Origin of the sequence: Bradyrhizobium valentinum (genome assembly GCF_001440405.1) — a bacterium.
GTDB classification, from domain to species: Bacteria; Pseudomonadota; Alphaproteobacteria; order Rhizobiales; family Xanthobacteraceae; genus Bradyrhizobium; species Bradyrhizobium valentinum.
This window is the reverse complement of sequence record NZ_LLXX01000055.1, coordinates 1-18,978: the sequence shown is the minus strand read 5'-3', so window position 1 is coordinate 18,978 and position 18,978 is coordinate 1. Positions and strand designations below refer to the sequence as shown.

Sequence of the window (18,978 nt, the reverse complement as noted above, 5' to 3'; positions counted from 1 at the left end):
TGAGCCGCAAGACCGGAGAGCAAGGACTGTCAAATGAAGCGTGTAGCATCAGAGCATAATGCGGGCGCTTCGCATGAAGGCTGTCAGCCATGAATCCGGCCCAGAAGGCGCTCTGGTATATCGAAAGCCATCTCGCCGAGCCGCTGACGCTCGACGACGTCGCGAGCATTGCCGGCGTCTCGCGCTTCCATTTGGTGCGGGCGTTTGCCGCGGCTACCGGGCTTTCGGTCATGCGCTATGTGCGTGCGCGCCGGCTCAGCAAGGCCGCGCAGGCGCTCGCGGCAGGCGCCCCCGACATCCTGAGCCTCGCGCTGGAGGCGGACTACAGCTCTCACGAAGCGTTCACCCGCGCGTTTCGCGACCATTTCGGCGTCACGCCCGAGGTGGTTCGCGCCGCAACGTGCCTCGATCGTCTCAAGCTTCAGGAGCCCATCGTCATGGATTCAACCTTGCTCGACACTCTCAAGCCCCCGCGTTTCGAAACCTCCAAGCCGTTGCTGATCGCCGGCATCGGCGAACGTTGCACGCATGAAAATGCCGGTGCAGGTATTCCGAACCAGTGGGAGCGGTTTCACCAGAAAGTCGACGGTATTCCCGCGCGGATCGGCAAGGTCGCCTACGGCGTCTGCTGCAACGGCGACGATGCCGGCAATTTCGACTACATCGCCGGCGTCGAGGTCGCCGACTTCTCCGACCTGCCGCGCGAGTTTGCGCGCGTCCGGATTCCGGAAGCAAAATACGCGGTGTTCACCCACGCCGAGCACATCTCGACCATCCGCCGCACCGTCAACACGATCTGGAATCACTGGCTGCCGATATCAGGCATGAAGGCGGCCGACGCGCCGTTCTTCGAGCGATACGACGAGAAGTTCGATCCCGCCACCGGCAATGGCGGGCTGGAGATCTGGATCCCGGTGCGCGAATAGGAAGTGTAGCCGTAGGATGGGTGGAGCGAAGCAATACCGATCATCCCTTGCGGGCCACGATTTGATGGGTTTCGCTTGCGCTCTACCCATCCTACGCTGGTGTCGGACCAAACCTACCGCAATGCTGCCCTGCGCAACGCGAACGGCCGCGGTTGCTTGGCAAGCGATATCGACTTTGCCATAACGAGCGCGACAAGAAGCGTTGCGCGTGCGGGATCGAGCCAAAAATCCGCCTGCAGCCGAAGCAAGCCGGGAGGATTCATGGCCGATATTCGTGTTCTCGCCACCGATCTGGAGTTTCCCGAAGGTCCGGTGGTCATGCCGGACGGCTCGGTCGTGCTGGTCGAAATCCGGGGCAAGCGGCTGACACGGGTTTATCCCGACGGACGTAAAGAGGTGGTCGCTGAAATTCCGGGCGGCCCCAATGGCGCGGCACTCGGCCCCGACGGCAAGATGTACATCTGCAACAATGGCGGCTTTAGCTGGATTCCCACCGGCAAGATGATCATGCCGGGGCCGCAGCCCGAGGATTACCTCGGCGGCTCGATCCAGCGGATCGATCTGCAGAGCGGCAAGGTCGAGACCGTCGTCGACAGATGCGGCGAGCACGCACTACGGGGCCCTAACGACCTGGTGTTCGACCGGCATGGCGGCCTCTGGTTCTCCGATCTCGGCAAACGCCGCGCCCGCGAGATGGATGTAGGCGCATTCTACTACGTCAAGCCCGGCATGAAGGAGATCGTCGAGGCGGTGCACGGCGTGCTGCCTGCCAACGGCATCGGCCTGTCGCCGGACGAGAAGACGGTCTACATCGCGGAAACGCCGACGGCACGCCTGTGGGCCTATGAGGTCTCCGAGCCCGGCACCATCAAGCCGCGCGACGTCATCTATCGTGGCGAGCGCGGCAAGCCGATCGCGGGACTCGGCGGCTACCAGATGTTCGACTCGATGGCGGTTGAGGCAGGCGGCAATGTCTGCGTGGCGACGCTGGTCTCGGGCTGCATCTCGGTGATCGCGCCCGATGGTACACTGGTCGAGCAGGTGCCGACCGGCGACCGCGTCACCACCAATATCGCCTTCGGCGGGCCCGAGCTGAAGACCGTCTACATCACGCTGTCGGGCAAGGGCGAGCTGATCGCGATGGACTGGGCGCGGCCGGGTCTGGCGCTGAATTTTTTGAACAAGTGACGATTGCGCGACAGCGCAATCGTCATTCCGGGATGGTCCGAAGGACCAGACCTCAGGTGTGCAATTGCGCACCGGGGAATCTCGAGATTCCGGGTCTGGTGCTAGCGCACCATCCCGGAATGACCATGGAGAGATGATAACCCTCATGGTGAGGAGCGCGGAACGCGCGTCTCGAACCATGAGGCCACAGACGGGGCCTGCATCCTTCGAGACGCCGCTTCGCGGCTCCTCAGGATGAGGAGAGGGAGTATTTGATATGGCCTTTCTTGAACCGGTTACCCTGCAGGGCGCACATGCGCGGCTCGAGCCGTTGTCGCACGATCATGTTGACGGACTCGTGGAAGCCGTGAGCGACGGCGAACTATGGAAGCTCTGGTACACCTTCATTCCCAGAGCCGAAGACATGCGCAAGGAGATCGATCGCCGGCTCGGCCTGTTTGCGGCAGGCACCATGCTGCCGTTCACGGTGTATGACGCCGACGGCAAGGTCGCGGGCATGACGACCTATATGAACGTCGATGCCGCCAACCGCCGCGTCGAGATCGGCTCCACCTGGTACGCCAAGCGTGTGCAGCGCAGCGCGCTCAATACGCAGTGCAAATTGCTGCTGCTGACGCACGCCTTCGAGAAGCTCAATTGCATTGCGGTAGAGTTCCGCACGCATTTCTTCAATCACCAGAGCCGGCGCGGCATCGAGCGCCTGGGCGCCAAGCAGGACGGTATCCTGAGAAGCCACCAGATCGCGCCGAACGGCACGTTGCGCGACACCGTGGTTTACAGCATCATCGCCAGCGAATGGCCGACCGTGAAGGCGCATCTCAACTATCAGCTCAACGAGAAGACGCGGTGAACAGGCCGCGCTAGAAACGATACGATGGAAACGTTCGATTATCTGATCATCGGCGCGGGCTCCGCAGGCAGCGTGCTTGCTAACAGGCTTAGTGAAGACCCAACGAGCCGCATCTGTGTGCTGGAGGCAGGGCCAAGCGACTGGCATCCCTACATCCATCTGCCTGCCGGCTTCATCAAGACGTTCCACATGAAGAGCGTCAACTGGGCCTACAGCCAAGAGCCGGGGCCGTGGACCGGCGGCCGCAGCATCTATGCCCCGCGCGGCAAGACGCTGGGCGGATCGTCATCAATCAACGGCCATATCTACAACCGCGGCCAGCGCCAGGATTTCGACACCTGGGCGCAGCTCGGCAACCGCGGCTGGGGCTATCCGGACATACTGCCCTACTTCAAGCGGCTGGAGCGGCGCGTCGGCGAATGCGACGAAACCTATCGCGGGCGCGACGGCAGTCTTACCGTCACCACCATGGATTGGCAGGATCCGCTCTGCGAGGCCTTCATGGAAGGCGCTATGAGCCTCGGGATTCCGCGCAACCCCGATTACAACGGCGCGATCCAGGAGGGCGTGTCCTACTGCCAGCGCACCATCGAGAAGGGCCTGCGCATGAGCGCCGCGAAGGCGTTCCTGCATCCGGCGCGGAAGCGGGGCAATGTCGATGTGCGCACCCATGCGCATGTCACCAACCTCATCTTCGAGGGCAAGCGCGTGGTCGGCGTGCGTTATCTCCGGGGCGGCAAGGGCGGCGAGCCCGTCGAGATGCGCGCGAGCAAGGAAGTCATCCTGTCCGGCGGCGCCTATAACTCGCCGCAGGTGCTGCAATTGTCCGGCGTTGGCTCGCCCGAACTGCTGCAATCGCACGGCATCGAAGTCCGCCACGCGTTGCCGGGTGTCGGCGAAGGCCTGCAGGATCACTACGCGCCGCGTTCGGTCGCGCGCGTCAAGAACATCCGGACCATCAATGAGCTGCGGCGCGGCTTGAGCCTCTGGGTCGAGGCGCTGAAATGGGCCACGACGCGGCGCGGCTTGCTCTCGCTGTCGCCGACCATGGTCTATTGCTTCTGGCACTCCGGCGAGACCACCGAAAGCTCCGATCTGCAGCTCACGTTTACGCCGGCGAGCTACAAGGAAGGCGTGCAGGGCCAGCTCGAGGACGAGCCCGGCATGACCGTTGCTTCATGGCAGCAGCGGCCCGAAAGCCGCGGCTATGTCCGCATCCGCTCGGCCGACCCGTTCGCGCCGCCGATCATCCAGACCAATTACCTGGTTGAGGAGATCGACCGCCGCGTCGTCGTGGCTGGGATGAAGCTGGCGCGCCGGCTGCTCGCGTCGAAGCCGCTCGCGCCCTATTACGCCTATGAGGATTTCCCGGGGCCGAAGGTGCAGAGCGACGATGAATTCCTCGCCGCCGCCACCGAACGCGGCACCACCACGTTCCATCCCGGCTGCACCTGCCGCATGGGCCCGGCGGACGCCAAATGGGCCGTGGTCGACGACCAGTTGCGCGTGCACGGGCTGCAGGGACTACGCGTGGTCGACGCCTCGATCATGCCGCGGATGATCTCAGCCAATCTCAACGCCTCAACGCTGATGATCGCCGACAAGGCCTCCGACATGATCCGCGGCAAGACCGCGCCGGAAGCCGTCAGATTCCCGGTGTCGGCCTAGCATTGGCGTTCGCGATCAAGGCCGAGATTTCCGATCTGCGGCCGAAGACGTTCGCGTTGACAGCGCAAAAGACCATGTATGGCGGCAAGCATATCGCCGAAGGCGACACGGTTTTCGTGTTTGCGAGCGAGAACGAGGGTGGGCAGGGCCTTATTGCGCGCGGCGTTGTCATTTCTGCCGAAGCGGTCGCCAGGAAGCGCGGCATCATCAGGCAAACACCACGCGTGAGCATCACCATCAGACGCACCGCGCTCGCGAAGCGGCCGCTGGGGCGGAGCGACCTCAAGCATTTCACCGACTGGAAAGACGGCCAGCCCGGGACCGAGCTCAATTTCAAGTTCTATCGTCAGGCAACGAACAAGATCGCCGGCATCTCGGACGAAGCGGCGGCGTTTCTCGATGAATTCTTCTAGGGGCGTGGACTCATAAAGGCGTAGATTTCCTAAAGGCGTAGATTTCCGCCTCTGACGGAGAAGCGGAAACGTTACGATCAGTTCGAGTATTACCGCTCGTGACCCATTGCGGTCTTCGCTCCAGCAGACCTAATGGCAAGGGCTACGATTAGGCTGCCTCAGTTGGCGCCCTATGGTGGCGTGTAAGGAGCAGGCGTGAACAAGCAGGCCTCTTCCGCTCCTCCTTTGAGACGACAGTCCCAAAACTTCTCGACCATGATGCCCGCAATGATGATGGACAGCACTACCAGGCAAAACACCGCCAGCCGATTATCTGCTTTCATTCTCTCGCCTCACCTGGCGGCACGTTTATAGACCCAACTCCTGTAGATGCGGTTACTGCATGTTCGCTTAGTGGCCCCCAGTGGACAAGCCGATCCGTGCAATTGGTGTGTGCTTCCCGGGGTAGACCGGGCATGGCGAAGTAAACCGCCACTTCCGCACAATTGGCAATAGCCTGAAATTTTCGAACCCAGCCGGCTCCGCTGGCGTTCGAAAATTACTAGCACGCAACAAATTCCGCACCTCGTGAACATAAAACATTTGACGCGTCGAGTTTTCTCTGCGCTTAGATCATGACATTCGTCGCGGGTGAAATTGCCTGCACTCTTGAGGACTGCAATGCGTAACGCGCGCACACACATCGCAGAGACTGCCGCCCGCGTCCGGCCGCTTATTCGGCTGGCCGATCGGTCGTGCATGTCCGTGATGACGTGGGGCCCGAACTTTCAGCTCGAAGCGGGGCTGATCCGCAAAGTAAGAGTGTAACTCTCGGCGCAGGGCCGCTCCCTCCGCCGAACCGGCAGGAGGGCAAGATGAACGCCCGCAACGACGTCAAAAGACCATCCGATCAGAGCTTGGACGCGAGGCCTGTGCTGGCAGCGGCTCAACGGCGATTTGCCGCGCGGGTCGATTTTCTCGTGGCTCGCTGGCTCGAGCGCTGCGCCACAAACGCCGAGGCCGCACAACGGATGTTGAGGACCGATCCGAAGCCCACACGTGAGCTCGGGATGGGCGTGAGCCCTGTCGTTTCATCTCCACATTGGGATGAGTCCCCATGACGGGGCAGGTGGCAGGGTGGGGATAGCTTCAAGGCATGGACAGAGGCTGCCCGCATGGCAGCCTCTGTTACTCAATTGCCAATTAGCCAAATGAGAATACACGCCGAGCTGCTCCTTGCGTTTTGGATCTCGATAGGTTTTAAGCCCGGTGACTTCATGACCACAGGTAGGAACGAGAAGCGAACTGCGTGGCTTTGCCGCGTTTTAAGCAGAGTGACCGCGCCCCCCGGTAGCTCATGCGCTTTAACCTGTTCTGAGCCTCCACAAGGGAAACCATCATGGCCAAGATGACCAAGAATCAGTTGATTGATGCAATTGCAGAGGGAACGCAGGTTTCCAAAGGAGACGTAAAGGCCGTCATCGAGCAGATGGCGACTGTGGGCTATAAGGAACTGAATGAATCCGGCGAGTTCGTCATTCCCGGCTTCGTCAAAATGTCGGTCGTGAACAAGCCTGCTACTGAAGCCCGCAGCGGTGTGAATCCTTTCACGAAAGAGCCTATGGAGTTCGCGGCCAAGCCAGCGAGCAAGTCGGTCAAGGCGTCACCCCTGAAGGTTGCTAAAGACGCGGTTTGAACCGGGCGGATCGGTTGGGGCATGCTCGTTCGCCAGAACTGTGGGCAAATTCCATCACACCCTGGACAGGCACCTCCACCCGCACACTATGCGCCCCGAGACGGAATCTCCAGAGGGCCTGGGGGCGCGCAGTCTCGCAAAGGCCATGCGGTGTAATGCCCGCGTGGCCTTTTGTCTTTATTGTCTGACCGCAAAGCTAGAAATCCCCGGGGTGAACGGTTGCTTCCGGCGCAGAGCGCTCGTCTCGCAAGCGGACCGGAAGCAGCTGCGCTGCAATGTGCACTCAGATTTGAATCGCCTCTCAACAGCCGGCCGTCTATGGTGCGGTTATGTCGCGCCTCGTGTTTCTCTCGATCGCTATCATCCTATCGCTGCTGCCGGTCGTCGCGCCGGCTGCGCCGGCTCATAAGCGGCCGGCGCCACGCTGGCACGGATACGGCTTCCTCCCGGGCTATCAGCAGCCACCGAATAACAGCCTTCCAGCTTACGCGCGGAAAGCTTCGGCCTCGCGCATGGCGCGCCGCAACCAGCGCCCTTGGTATATCGATCCAACCCCAAGTTATTACGGGTACGATGGCGACTGGCACTATTTCGGCCGGCCTGGCTTTTACGGCGGTCGCTACAATGGCGGCAGCTTTGGCCCTTGCTGGACGCGGACGCCGATCGGGCCGATCTGGAATTGCGGCTAAGCTGTTGCTTAAAGACACGCCCGCATCGAAATTCGCTTACGGATGCGCCGCTTCCGGCCGGTACAGTGTATCGATGGTGACGACGCCGATCGCACGCGACACGCAGGGGCAGATCTTGCGGCTGTCCTGTTTCTGCTGATCGCTGAAGAACACGTCGCGGTGGTCGATCTCGCCCTCGACGGCAACGACATCGATCGCGCAGACGCCGCATTCGCCGCGCTGGCAATCTGATATCACCTCGAAGCCGGCGGCGTTCAGCGCGTCGAGCATCGAGCTGTTCTGCGGCACGACCAGTTCGGTGTCGGACCCCTTAAGGCGCACCCGGAATTCCGCCGTCGGCTTGAGCCCGCTGGAGCCGAAGGTTTCGTAGCGCAAGTCGGCGGGCGCTCTTCCGGCTTCATTCCAGGCTCGCCGCGCCGCCTCCAGCATCCGCATCGGTCCGCACATGATGGCGATGGCGTCGTCCGGCAAGGCGCGGAAGGTGGCTTCGAAGTCGAGCCGCGCGCCTTCGTCGGAGGCGTGCACGATCAAGAGGTCGCCCAGCAGCGCCGAGAGCTCGTCGAGGAAGGCGGCACCACCGCGCGACTTGACCGCGTAGTGCAGGGGAGCGTCGATATTCCTGCGGCGCAGGGCGGCCGCGATACCTGTTATCGGCGTGATGCCGATGCCGCCGGCGATCAGGCAATAGTTCTTTCTCGTCCAGTCGATTTCGAGCAGGGACGCCGGATTTGAAGTTTCGATCCGCGCACCCGGCGTCAAGCTCCACATGCCGCGCGAGCCGCCGCGGCTGTCCGGCGCCAGCCGCACCGCGATCCGGTAGGTGCCGGCATCGCTATTCTCCACCAGCGAATAGGAGCGCCGCGCGGGCTGTCCGTCGATCAGCACGGAGACGCCGATATGGCTGCCGGCCGGGTAGGGCGGCACGTGGCCATTCTCCGGGCGCAGTCGAAATTCGCGGATATTGGGCGTCACGTCGCGCACTGTTTCGACGGTGCACCAGCTCCATTGCTCGGCAAAACGCATGGGGCGCTTTCCTATTCGGCTGACGATTTGAGCAGGGCTAGCGCAGGCATCAGTTCGAGATGCGTGCGGTTGCGGATCGCGAGCCGCAAATTGCGCGCGGCGAGGCGCGAATGCTCGCGCATCACGGCTTCGGCCCGCGCGCCCTCGCGGTTCTCGATCGCATCGACCACGATGCGATGATGATCCTGCCCGATCAGCAGGATTTGATGCGCCTCCGGCAACGCCGATTGCGCCATCACGAAAGCGCTTGGCGAAGCGAACGGCAACGCGGAGACGCGATCGATTTCGCGGATCAGCGGCGCACTCGCGGATAGTTCATTGAGCAGCGCGTGGAAGCGCGCGTTCATGGTCACATACGCGGAAAAGGCTTCGACCGAAATCGGATCCTGGCGAACCAATTGGTCGAGGTCGGCGAGGCATTCCTTCAGCGGCTCGAGGCTGCGCGCGCTGACACCGCGCTCGGCCGCAAAGCGGGCCGCGAGGCCCTCCAGCGTGCCACGCAGCTCGATCGAATCCAGAATATCGCGCTCGGTGAACGCCTTCACCATGAAGCCGCCGGAAGGAATCGCCTGCAGCAGCCCTTCATCCTCCAGCCGCACCAGCGCCAGCCGCACCGGCGTCCGCGAGACGCCTGTGATATCGACCGCCTGCAGTTCGGAGATGCGTTCGCCGGGGCGCAGCCGTCCTGATAGAATCATGTCGCGCAGCGCGAGCTGCGCGCGCACGGTCTGCGACACGGAACGTTCGGCGTCGCGCTCGTTCATGACCTCACTCCGCGGCCTGGACGGTTTGCGGCGCGGTCTCGCGCGCGACCATGCGGTCGATCACGCGCCGCGCCCACATCGCACCTGCATCGATGTTGAGATTGTAGAAGGTGCGGTCCGGATTCTCGTTCATCGCCCGCTGCTGCGCTTCGAGGATGATTTCATCCTCGTGGAAGATGCCGGAAACGCCCTCGCGGATTTCGGTGGTCAGCTTCTGCTCTGTCGTCCGGTAATTGCGGACGAAGGCCCAGAAATAGTGACAGGTGGTGTCGGTTTCCGGCGTCATGGTGTTGAGCACAAAGCCGTTGACGCCCTGCGAGCGATCGCCTTCCGGCGCGCCGGTGCCGGCGGGGGCGACGCCGACGTCGATATTGACGGTGCCGGGCGCCTGGAAATGGATGATCTGCCAGCGGTCGACCGCACCCGGCTTCTGCAACTGCGCGGCCCAGAACGGCGGCGCGTCGATGCCCTTCATCCAGCGCGTCACCGTCACGGTCTTGTCGCCATGGGTGACGTCGAACGGGGCTTCGGCGACGTGGTCATTGCCGATGCTGCTGCCGTGCACGAAAGCTTCGTGGGTGAGGTCCATCAGGTTGTCGACCACGAGGCGGTAGTCGCACTTCACATGAATGGTCTTGCCGTCGCCGGCCCAGGCGGGATCGTCGTTCCAGTGCATGTCCGGCACCAGGGCCGGATCTGCCAGCGCCGGGTCGCCCATCCACAGCCAGATGAAACGATGCCGTTCGACAACCGGATAGGAGCGCACGCAGGCTGAGGGATTGATGGTGTCCTGCGAGGGCATGTAGGTGCAGCGGCCCTGCGCGTTGAACTTCAGCCCGTGATAGCCGCAGACGACCGTGTCGCCGTCGAGCCGTCCTTTGGAGAGCGGCACCAGCCGATGCCAGCAGGCGTCCTCCAGCGCGCAGACCCGCCCGCTGGACTGGCGGTACATCACGACATGCTTGCCGCAGATCGTGCGCGGAAACAGCGCGTGCTTGATATCGACATCCCAGGCGGCGGCGTACCAGGCGTTGAGCGGAAACGAGGACGGCATGGCTGCACTCCTTGATGAGTGCAGGATGTATACAGAATATGCGACGTGGTGGCAAATTTAGCGCAATGTACGTATCTAAATACCATTAAAGTATACATAGCCTTTGTGAATTACTTCATTTCCCGATCTCCGGTTAGCCGTCACCCTTGATCGCGGGCTGAGCGCGCAACTGCCACGGACATGCTTGCGGGCATCATCGGGACGAATAACTGCCGCCTCGCAGCAGCAATGGCCGGCGAAAAGCTGCAGCGCCAATGCCGTTCCGAGCAGCGCTCGGCAAACCCGCGGGGGACCACATTCGGAGTTCGCAACAGCCACCGCAAAGGAGGCACGATGGCATCTCAAGTATCAGCCCTCAGGCTTTTCGATCTGATTCACTCGCACCGTGTAACGGCCGTCATCTACGTGGCGGCGAGACTTGGACTTGCCGAGCTGCTGCGGGACGGATCGCAGACGTCTGGCGCGCTTGCGAAGGCGACCGGCGCGGATGAACGTTCTCTCGGGCGTCTGCTCACCGCACTCTCCACCATCGGTATATGTTCGCGAACCGGCGACGGTAGCTATTCCCTGACGGAGGTGGGCGCCTGCCTCGACAGCGCAGCGGAGCAATCGTTCAAGGGCTGGGCAATCCTCGAAGCCGAGATGCTGTCAAAGTCGTGGAGCGGGATGCTTGAGTCCGTGATGACCGGCAAGACCGCGGCGGAATTGCAGGGCGCTGCCGACGCTTTCGAACTGATGGCTCGAACGCCTGAAAACGTCGACAAGTTTAACGTCGCGATGACCGAGCTCACGCGGCTGGTAACGCCGGATATCCTTCGCTCCTACGATTTCAGCGGGATATCCTACCTGATGGACGTCGGTGGCGGCTCCGGCGAGTTGCTCGGCGCGATCGCGCAGCAAAAACGGGAACTGCGTGGAATCGTTTTTGACCTTCCGAGGTGCTTTGATGCCGCAAGCAGACATCTTCGGCAGATCGGCGTCAGCGATCGCGTCGAATTTGTCGCGGGCGATTTCTTCAAATCGGTTCCGGCGATCGCTGATACGATCATCCTCAAGAGCGTGATCCATGACTGGAATGATGCGCGCAGCATCTCGATCCTGCGCAACTGTCATCGGGCGCTCCCGAGTAGCGGCAAGTTGCTGTTGGTCGAGCGGCTGATGCCGGAAGTGCCGGGTACGACAGACGACCACAAGGCGCATGCGTTGAGCGATCTGAACATGCTTCGCGGGCCCGGAGGGCTCGAGCGCACCAAAGGGCAATATCGCGAATTGCTCGAACAAAGCGGCTTCGCTCTGGCTGGGGTTTATCCTGCCGGCCGCTTCAACGTGATCGAGGCACGTCCCGCTTTGATGACTGCCGAGTGACGGAACGTCACCATCACCCGGGATCAGGCTGCGGCCTCAGCCGTAAACGAACGCCTTGTCCTTCAGATCGATCGCGGGGAATTCGTCCTTCTCCGCCCAGTAATCCTGGTTGTGCTGCCATTCCGGCTTGTCGCCGCGCTTGGGCAACAAGTGCATGCCGCGCATCATGTAGCCGGGGTTGAAGTTTTCGGGATCGATCCACGGCAACAGCGGCATGTTGTGATCTTCGGGGCGGAGCTCTGGCGTCACGCGCTTCGCGCCGGTCTCCTTCATGTGATTGAGCATCCTGCAGACGAAGTCGGCGACGAGATCGACGCGCAGCGTCCAGCTCGCGCGGAAATAGCCGAACACCCAGACAAGGTTCGGCACGCCGGTGAACATCATGCCGCGATAAGTGACGGTATCGGCGAAGTCGAGCGGCTTGCTGTCGATGGCAAACTCGATGTCGCCATTGGCGCACAGGTTGAAGCCGGTCGCGGTCACGATGATGTCGGCCTCGAGCTCCTTGCCTGATTTCAGCAGGATGCCCTTTTCGGTGAAGCGGTCGATCTCGTCAGTGACGACGGAGGCCTTGCCGGACTTGATGCCCTGGAACAGGTCTCCATCGGGGATGAAGGCTATGCGCTGCCGCCACGGCCGGTATTTTGGCGTGAAGTGGGTCGCGATGTCGTAGTCCTTGCCGAGATAGGCTTCGACCGCGGACAGCAAATCCTTCTTGGCCGCTTCCGGCTCCGCGAACGTCTTGCGGGTGAAGGCGTCCTGGTCGAACAGGATCTTGCGCCGGGTGATCTCGTGAATCCATTTTTCGTCGACCTGCAACTGGCGCAACTGCTCGGCGATCTCGATCGCATTGCGCCCGGTGCGGAAATAGGTCGGCGAACGCTGCAGCATCGTCACATGCGCGCAATCAGCAGCCATCGCCGGGATCAGGGTCGCTGCGGTAGCGCCGGAGCCGATCACGATGACGCGCTTATTCTTGTAGTCGATATCCTCGGGCCATTTCTGCGGATGGACGATCGGGCCCTTGAACTTGGCCATGTCCTTCCACTCCGGCGTGTAGCCCTCGGTGTGGCGGTAGTACCCCTGGCACATCCAGAAGAAATTGGTGGTGAAGCGAAGCTGCTCGCCGGTATCGGTACGCGTGGCCTCGATTGTCCAGAGGTTTTCCTCGCTCGACCATTTTGCCGAGGTGATGGTGTGCCGGTAGCGGATGTGAGGTGTTAGATCGTTCTCCTCGATCACCTCGCCCATGTATTTCAGGATTTCCGCGGCGCTCGCGATCGGCGCTGTCGTCCATGGCTTGAAGCGGTAGCCGAACGTATGCAGGTCGCTGTCGGAGCGGATGCCGGGGTAGCGGTGCGTGGTCCAGGTGCCGCCGAACGTCTTCTGCGCCTCCAGCGCGACGAAGGTCGTTCCCGGGCATTGCGTGGTGAGGTGGTAGGCCGCACCGACGCCGGAAATGCCGGCGCCTGCGATGACGACGTCGAAATGCTCCGTGGTGCGCGGCGCGGTCTCATCGATCTGGGCTTGAACGTTCATCTTCCCTGTACTTTTTTGGTTGTTGTTCTGAAAAACGAAACGCCAGAACCTCGGGTTCTGGCGTTGTAGACATCGGCGAAATTACACTTCGCGGCGGCTGAGGAACGCCAGCCGCTCGAACAGGTGCACGTCCTGTTCGTTCTTGAGCAGCGCGCCGTGCAGCGGCGGGATCAGCTTGCGCGGGTCGCGCTCCCTCAGCATTTCCGGCGTGATGTCCTCGTTCAGCAACAACTTGAGCCAGTCGAGCAGTTCCGACGTCGAGGGCTTCTTCTTCAGGCCCGGCACCTCGCGCACCTCGAAGAAGATGCGCAGCGCTTCTTCCACCAGGCGCTTCTTGATGCCGGGGAAGTGCACGTCGACGATCCGGCCCATGGTGTCGGCGTCGGGAAACTTGATGTAGTGGAAGAAGCAGCGGCGCAGGAACGCGTCCGGCAGTTCCTTCTCGTTGTTCGAGGTGATCATCACGATCGGGCGCAGGCTCGCCTTGATGTTCTCGCCGGTCTCGTAGACGAAGAACTCCATGCGATCGAGTTCGAGCAACAGGTCGTTCGGAAACTCGATGTCGGCCTTGTCGATCTCGTCGATCAAAAGCACCGGGCGCTTGTCGTGGGTGAAGGCTTCCCACAATTTGCCGCGCTTGATGTAGTTCGAGATGTCAGAAACCCTGCTGTCGCCGAGCTGGCTGTCGCGCAGGCGCGACACCGCGTCGTATTCGTACAGGCCCTGCTGCGCCTTGGTGGTCGACTTGATGTGCCAGGTCAGGAGCGGCGCGCCGAGCGCTTTGGCGACTTCCTCCGCCAGCACGGTCTTGCCGGTGCCGGGCTCGCCTTTGATCAGCAGCGGGCGCTCGAGCACGATCGAGGCATTGACGGCGACCTTGAGGTCGTCGGTGGCGACATAGTCCTTGGTGCCGGTAAATTTCATCTATCAGTTTGCCTTGTTGTTCGTTCGTACCGCTACGGCCTGAACAGTAAACGACCGCCGGTCCGGCGGTCGCGATTGGAGTTGATGCGCTGTCCTCAGCGTCTGATCAGCGACAGGATCACCAGGATGATCACCGCGCCGATGGTGGCGTTGATGATGTCGCGGACCCACCCTACGCCGAGGCTGACGCCGAGTTGCGGCAAGAGCCAGCTTGCCAGCAGCGCGCCGATGATGCCGACCACGATGTTGCCGATCAGCCCGAAGCCTGCACCGCGCACGATCAGTCCGGCAAGCCAGCCCGCGATACCGCCGATGATCAGCGCCGCAATGATTCCCATTGAATTTCCCCTGCCGGAATAAGCCTTTTACGGCTCAATTGTAATTGAAAAAGCCTCCCGGTCTAGGCCTGACAGCTATGCGCTGGCCTTTGGCATGCGCCGGCCCTTGACGGGCGCTGTCCGGCAGGCAATCTGTACTGCATGTTCCTGCAATTCTTCACATCGCTGCGCGACGCGCAGGTCCCGGTGACCCTGCGCGAATATCTGACGCTGATGGAGGCGCTCGACGCCGACCTCGCCGATCAGACGGTCGAGAATTTCTATTATCTCTCCCGCGCCGCGCTGGTGAAGGACGAGCGTAATCTCGACAAGTTCGACCGCGTCTTCGGCACCGTGTTCAAGGGGCTCGAAAGCCTGCTGGATGCCATGGAGAAGGCGGAGATTCCCGCCGAATGGCTGAAGAAGCTCGCGGAAAAATACCTCACCGAGGAAGAGAAGAAGCAGATCGAGGCGATGGGCTGGGACAAGCTCATGGAAACGCTGCGCAAGCGCCTTGAGGAACAGAAGGGCCGCCACCAGGGCGGCAACAAGTGGATCGGCACCGCCGGCACCTCGCCGTTCGGCGCCCACGGCTACAATCCCGAAGGCGTAAGAATCGGGCAGGAGAAGAACCGCAACAACCGCGCCGTGAAGGTGTGGGACAAGCGCGAGTTCAGGGATCTCGACGGCAATGTCGAGCTCGGCATCCGCAACATCAAGATCGCGCTGCGCCGCTTGCGCAAGTTCGCCCGTACCGGCGCGCCTGACGAACTCGATCTCGACACCACGATCAGGGAGACCGCCAACCACGGTTATCTCGACGTCCATATGCGACCCGAGCGTCGCAACGCGGTGAAGGTTTTGGTGTTCTTCGACATCGGCGGCTCGATGGATTCGCATATCGAGCAGGTCGAGGAGCTGTTCTCGGCGGCGAAGTCCGAATTCAAGCACATGGAATATTTCTACTTCCACAATTGCCTCTATGAAGGCGTCTGGAAGCAGAACAAGCGCCGCTTCACTGATCGCACGCCGACCTGGGACGTGCTGCATAAATATCCGCACGACTACAAGGTGGTGTTTGTCGGCGACGCCTCGATGTCGCCGTACGAGATCATGGTGCCGGGCGGCTCGGTCGAGCACGTCAACGAGGAGGCCGGCGCGGTCTGGCTGGAGCGCATCACGCGCACCTACCCGCATACGGTGTGGCTCAATCCGGTGGCGCAGAAGCACTGGGACTATTCGGAATCCACCACCATCATCCGGCGGCTGTTTTCGGAGCGCATGTTTCCGATCACGATCGAAGGCCTCGAAGGCGCGATGAAGGAGCTGGTGCGGTAATCCTGTCATTCCGGGGCGCGCGCAGCGCGAACCCGGAATCTAGAGGTTATTTCACTCGCTCGAGATTCCGGGTCTGGTCCTTACCATCCCGGAATGACGGATCAAGAAACGAAAGGCGCAATCAATGCCCCAGACCATTCACCGCGGCATCAAATCCCTGATCGACGAAGCTAACGCCGAGATCGAGACCGTCAGCGCCGCTGACGCCATCAAGGCCGCGCAGGACCCAAACGTCGTGATCGTCGATATCAGAGACCCCCGCGAGATCGAACGCGAGGGCAAGATCCCGGGCGCGTTCTCCTGCACGCGCGGCATGCTGGAATTCTGGATCGATCCGCAAAGCCCCTACGCCAAGCCGATCTTCCAGGAGGACAAGAAATTCATCTTCCACTGCGCCGGCGGACTTCGTTCGGCGCTCGCGGCCAAGACCGCGCAGGACATGGGCCTGAAGCCGGTTGCGCATATGGGCGGCGGTTTTGCCGCCTGGCGCGACGCAGGCGGGCCGATCGAGAAGTGGGAGCCGAAGAAGAAGGGGTAGTGTTACCCGCGGCCATCCTTCGAGGCTCGCAAGCGCTCGCACCTCAGGATGACGTTTCCGTCACCCTGAGGTGCCGTAGCGAAGCGGAGGCCTCGAAGGGCGACGGAAACCAACGAAGGAATAAAATGCCCACCACCACCGACCCGCTCGTTTCCACCGAATGGCTCGCCGAGCGCCTGAACGATCCGAACGTCAAGGTGATCGACGCCTCGTTCAAGATGCCGGGCGTGCTGCCGCTGCCGAAGGACGATTATCTCGCCTCGCATATTCCGGGCGCGGTGTTCTTCGACGTCGACGCGGTCTCCGATCATTCCAATCCGCTGCCGCACATGTTTCCTTCCGCCGAACAATTCGGCCGCGATGTCGGCGCTCTCGGCATCAGCAATGACGACACCGTCGTGCTCTACGATTCCGGCGGCTGGGTTGCGGCGCCGCGGGTGTGGTGGATGTTCCTGTCGTTCGGCAAGGACGTGCGCGTGCTCAATGGCGGCCTGAAGAAATGGGTCGCGGAAGGCCGCAAGGTCGAGAAGGGTGAGGTGACGCCGAAGCCGGCGACATTCAGGGCGACGTTCGACGCGCGGCGCACGCGCAGCATGCAGCAGCTTGTCGCCAATCTCTCAAGCCGCGCCGAGCAGGTGATCGATGCGCGCGCCGGCGATCGCTATCAGGGCAAGGTGGCCGAGCCGCGGCCGGGCCTTCGTTCCGGCCATATCCCTGGCAGCCTCAGCCTGCCCTACAACAACCTGTTCGATGCTGCGACCGGCACGATGAAATCGCTCGACGAATTACGAACCGCATTTCTCGGCGCCGGCGTGAAGCTCGACGCACCGATCGTGACGAGCTGCGGCTCCGGCGTCAGCGCCGCCGTGCTGACGCTTGCGCTCTATCGGCTCGGCGTCGAGAACCCGGCGCTGTATGACGGCTCCTGGACGGAGTGGGGCGCGGCCGACGGCCCGCCAATCGCGACCGGCCCGACCTGATCCTCGATTAGAAGCTAGCGCGTCGTGGTGGGCGCGATGGGAGATTGCGCGAACGGGTTGGCCTGCAGTTGCTGCTGAGCCAGCGCCGCCTCGCGTGCCAGGCGCGCCCGTTGCGCCGCAATTCGCCGCCGTTCCCGGGCCCGCTCTGCGGCCCGCTTCTTGATGGCGCTGCGATCCGACTTCGCCTCCGTCGTCTTCGCTTCCGTATTGGCTTCCATCTTGGCGTTGGCCGCGGTCTTTTCATCGACGATCACAGCGGGGCCGCCGAGCGTTGCGATCCGGGTCGCGGCGGGATTGCCTTCGAATGAATTGATATCCGGTGCAGGCGCCGGTGGCGGCGGGGCGGCCGCGGCCGGCTCCGGGGTTTCCGCGACGGCGGCGACCTTCATGTCCGCCTTGGTGACGGGGGCTTCGATTTCCGCCGCAGGCGCCGGAGCAGTCGCCGTCTCGACGATGGCTTCTTTCGCCGGGGCTTCCGGCTTTTCCGCGTCGACCTGCACGGGCTCGGCCGGCCTCACGGCGGCCAGTTTCTCGGGCTCCGCCGGACCGGTGTCCGCAGTCTGTCCGGCCGGTGCCGGGATCTCCGCGGCTGCTTCTGGAACGGTGGCCGGACCATCCTCCGCCGTCTTCTCCGCGGCCGGCGGATCGATACGCAGCAGCGCCAGCGTGGGCGGCGTATCGTCGGTCCGGCGGGCAAACATCGGCTCGGGCGTCGAGCGTCGCGAGGGAAGATTGGCAAATTCCTCATGGGCGGCCCGCAACAGCGCGGCGGCGCCCAGCCCAAAAATCAGGATCGACATCGACAGGATGATGGCAGCGAACAAGAAACGAAAGCCGGGGAGCATGGACTCGAGTTCCGCCCCCCTTGATCTCTGGAGGGTCATTGATGCCAAGGGAACGCGGTGACCACTGGGAGGCTGGGCGCGTCGGGCGCGCGAATCAGTCCGGTTTGAGAGTATCTCAGTGCCCGGTCCGTTTTGTTGCAAAATCCGCGGTTTGAAGTCGCTCATCGCCCGCTAATGGCGATTTCCGGCGCTCTGAGGCATCTTTGCCGCAGCTTGGCGGCAATCACAAATGACTGGCTGGGGGCGAATTTCGCGGATTTGTCTTGAATGTGCCGCTATCTTCCGTCATCTGCCGTTAACCGTCCGGTGGGGCTTGGGGTCTATACATAAGGCGATGATGAACAACCGCATTCTGACGATTTGTGCTGCCATTGCCGCTGGCATGGCGGGAACTTCGCTCGCCCATGCGCAACAGGGCTATCCGGCCCAAGGCCAAGTCTATCAAGGCCAGGTTTATTCGACGGCGCCGGGACCGTATGTGCAAGGTGGCTATGCGGCTGATGAACGCCGCGGCCCCGGCGAACCCGATTTCGACGCATTGGAAGATGACGATGCGCCGAACGGCCAGAACTCGGCCGCGTTGCCGCCGCCCGGTCCGGTGCTGTCGCCCAACGATCCCCGCTATGGCCGTCCGGCCGGTGCCCCCGTTTATTCGGACCGTGGCGCCCCGATGCCCACGGGCCCGATCCTTTCTCCCGACGATCCGCGTTACGGCCGCCCGGCCGGTCCGCCGCCGGTGATCTATGCGGACCGCCCGCCCGGTTCGCAGCAGCCCGCCTATTCGGATCGCGGCGACAGCCGCATTCCCGGCGCCGGCATTGTCTATCCGAACGACGACCGCACTGGCCTGCGCCCGCCGGGGGCGATCGGCGCCGCACCGGC

At 62.4% G+C, this 18,978-nt stretch carries 19 protein-coding genes and 1 pseudogene; 12 read left to right on the top strand and 8 right to left on the bottom strand.

Annotated features, from left to right (window positions below):
- Positions 1-89 precede the first annotated feature (89 nt).
- The 5 genes from CP49_RS09665 to CP49_RS09645 all read left to right on the top strand — a co-directional run bounded on the left by CP49_RS09665 (position 90) and on the right by CP49_RS09645 (position 5,045).
- Complete coding sequence (locus CP49_RS09665; RefSeq protein WP_057850040.1) at positions 90-926, top strand: AraC family transcriptional regulator; 837 nt, start codon at positions 90-92, stop codon at positions 924-926.
- A gap of 261 nt (positions 927-1,187) precedes the next feature.
- Entirely contained in the window at positions 1,188-2,114 is a 927-nt protein-coding gene (locus CP49_RS09660; protein WP_057850039.1) for an SMP-30/gluconolactonase/LRE family protein, read from the top strand.
- 256 nt (positions 2,115-2,370) lie between these two features.
- Positions 2,371-2,964 (top strand): GNAT family N-acetyltransferase, encoded by a 594-nt coding sequence (locus tag CP49_RS09655; RefSeq protein ID WP_057850038.1) that lies wholly within the window; start codon positions 2,371-2,373, stop codon positions 2,962-2,964.
- Positions 2,965-2,988: 24 nt separating this feature from the next.
- Entirely contained in the window at positions 2,989-4,632 is a 1,644-nt protein-coding gene (locus CP49_RS09650; protein ID WP_057850037.1) for a GMC family oxidoreductase, read from the top strand.
- Positions 4,633-4,634: 2 nt separating this feature from the next.
- Positions 4,635-5,045, top strand: coding sequence for a hypothetical protein (locus CP49_RS09645; RefSeq protein WP_057850036.1), 411 nt, complete (start codon positions 4,635-4,637; stop codon positions 5,043-5,045).
- Positions 5,046-5,215: 170 nt separating this feature from the next.
- Here CP49_RS09645 and CP49_RS44465 read toward each other — a convergent pair whose 3' ends face one another.
- Entirely contained in the window at positions 5,216-5,368 is a 153-nt protein-coding gene (locus CP49_RS44465) for a hypothetical protein (RefSeq protein WP_156438217.1), read from the bottom strand.
- Positions 5,369-6,423: 1,055 nt separating this feature from the next.
- Here CP49_RS44465 and CP49_RS09640 point away from each other — a divergent pair.
- Together CP49_RS09640 and CP49_RS09635 are read left to right on the top strand one after the other, a co-directional pair.
- Positions 6,424-6,720 (top strand): HU family DNA-binding protein, encoded by a 297-nt coding sequence (locus tag CP49_RS09640; RefSeq protein ID WP_057850035.1) that lies wholly within the window; start codon positions 6,424-6,426, stop codon positions 6,718-6,720.
- A gap of 329 nt (positions 6,721-7,049) precedes the next feature.
- Positions 7,050-7,409: a hypothetical protein gene (locus CP49_RS09635; RefSeq protein ID WP_057850034.1), complete on the top strand. Its 360-nt coding sequence runs from the start codon at positions 7,050-7,052 to the stop codon at positions 7,407-7,409.
- 36 nt (positions 7,410-7,445) lie between these two features.
- Here the strand turns inward: CP49_RS09635 and CP49_RS09630 are convergent, their stop codons facing one another.
- From CP49_RS09630 to CP49_RS09620, 3 genes are read right to left on the bottom strand one after another with little or no spacing between them, the layout of a single operon-like run.
- Positions 7,446-8,432 (bottom strand): PDR/VanB family oxidoreductase, encoded by a 987-nt coding sequence (locus tag CP49_RS09630; RefSeq protein ID WP_057850033.1) that lies wholly within the window; start codon positions 8,430-8,432, stop codon positions 7,446-7,448.
- Positions 8,433-8,443: 11 nt separating this feature from the next.
- Positions 8,444-9,196 (bottom strand): GntR family transcriptional regulator, encoded by a 753-nt coding sequence (locus CP49_RS09625; RefSeq protein WP_057850032.1) that lies wholly within the window; start codon positions 9,194-9,196, stop codon positions 8,444-8,446.
- A 4-nt stretch (positions 9,197-9,200) separates the two neighbouring features.
- On the bottom strand, positions 9,201-10,250 hold the full coding sequence (locus tag CP49_RS09620; RefSeq protein WP_057850031.1) for an aromatic ring-hydroxylating dioxygenase subunit alpha: 1,050 nt from the start codon (positions 10,248-10,250) through the stop codon (positions 9,201-9,203).
- Between the two features lie 333 nt (positions 10,251-10,583).
- Between CP49_RS09620 and CP49_RS09615 the strand changes: the two genes are divergently transcribed.
- A complete protein-coding gene (locus tag CP49_RS09615) occupies positions 10,584-11,615 on the top strand; it encodes a methyltransferase (protein WP_063791661.1) in 1,032 nt (343 codons plus the stop codon).
- A 36-nt stretch (positions 11,616-11,651) separates the two neighbouring features.
- Here CP49_RS09615 and CP49_RS09610 read toward each other — a convergent pair whose 3' ends face one another.
- The 3 genes from CP49_RS09610 to CP49_RS09600 form a co-directional block, all read right to left on the bottom strand.
- Positions 11,652-13,154 carry a flavin-containing monooxygenase gene (locus CP49_RS09610; RefSeq protein WP_057850029.1) on the bottom strand — a complete coding sequence of 501 codons (1,503 nt, stop codon included), beginning with the start codon at positions 13,152-13,154 and terminating at the stop codon, positions 11,652-11,654.
- A gap of 81 nt (positions 13,155-13,235) precedes the next feature.
- Entirely contained in the window at positions 13,236-14,078 is an 843-nt protein-coding gene (locus CP49_RS09605) for an AAA family ATPase (RefSeq protein ID WP_057850028.1), read from the bottom strand.
- A gap of 95 nt (positions 14,079-14,173) precedes the next feature.
- Positions 14,174-14,416: a GlsB/YeaQ/YmgE family stress response membrane protein gene (locus CP49_RS09600; RefSeq protein WP_057850027.1), complete on the bottom strand. Its 243-nt coding sequence runs from the start codon at positions 14,414-14,416 to the stop codon at positions 14,174-14,176.
- A 141-nt stretch (positions 14,417-14,557) separates the two neighbouring features.
- Here CP49_RS09600 and CP49_RS09595 point away from each other — a divergent pair, with 141 nt between their 5' ends.
- The 3 genes from CP49_RS09595 (at position 14,558) to sseA (ending at position 17,251) form a co-directional block, all read left to right on the top strand.
- A complete protein-coding gene (locus tag CP49_RS09595; protein WP_057850026.1) occupies positions 14,558-15,733 on the top strand; it encodes a vWA domain-containing protein in 1,176 nt (391 codons plus the stop codon).
- Positions 15,734-15,857: 124 nt separating this feature from the next.
- Positions 15,858-16,271: a rhodanese-like domain-containing protein gene (locus CP49_RS09590; protein ID WP_057850025.1), complete on the top strand. Its 414-nt coding sequence runs from the start codon at positions 15,858-15,860 to the stop codon at positions 16,269-16,271.
- A 125-nt stretch (positions 16,272-16,396) separates the two neighbouring features.
- The gene (gene sseA, locus CP49_RS09585; protein WP_057850024.1) at positions 16,397-17,251 is read left to right on the top strand and encodes a 3-mercaptopyruvate sulfurtransferase; all 855 of its coding nucleotides are present in this window, start codon (positions 16,397-16,399) and stop codon (positions 17,249-17,251) included.
- Positions 17,252-17,265: 14 nt separating this feature from the next.
- Here the strand turns inward: sseA and CP49_RS09580 are convergent, their stop codons facing one another.
- Entirely contained in the window at positions 17,266-18,096 is an 831-nt protein-coding gene (locus CP49_RS09580) for a hypothetical protein (RefSeq protein WP_057850023.1), read from the bottom strand.
- A 334-nt stretch (positions 18,097-18,430) separates the two neighbouring features.
- On the opposite strand from CP49_RS09580, the pseudogene CP49_RS09575 reads away from it, so the two are divergent.
- Positions 18,431-18,978, top strand: a pseudogene (locus CP49_RS09575) (L,D-transpeptidase); the annotation flags it as partial.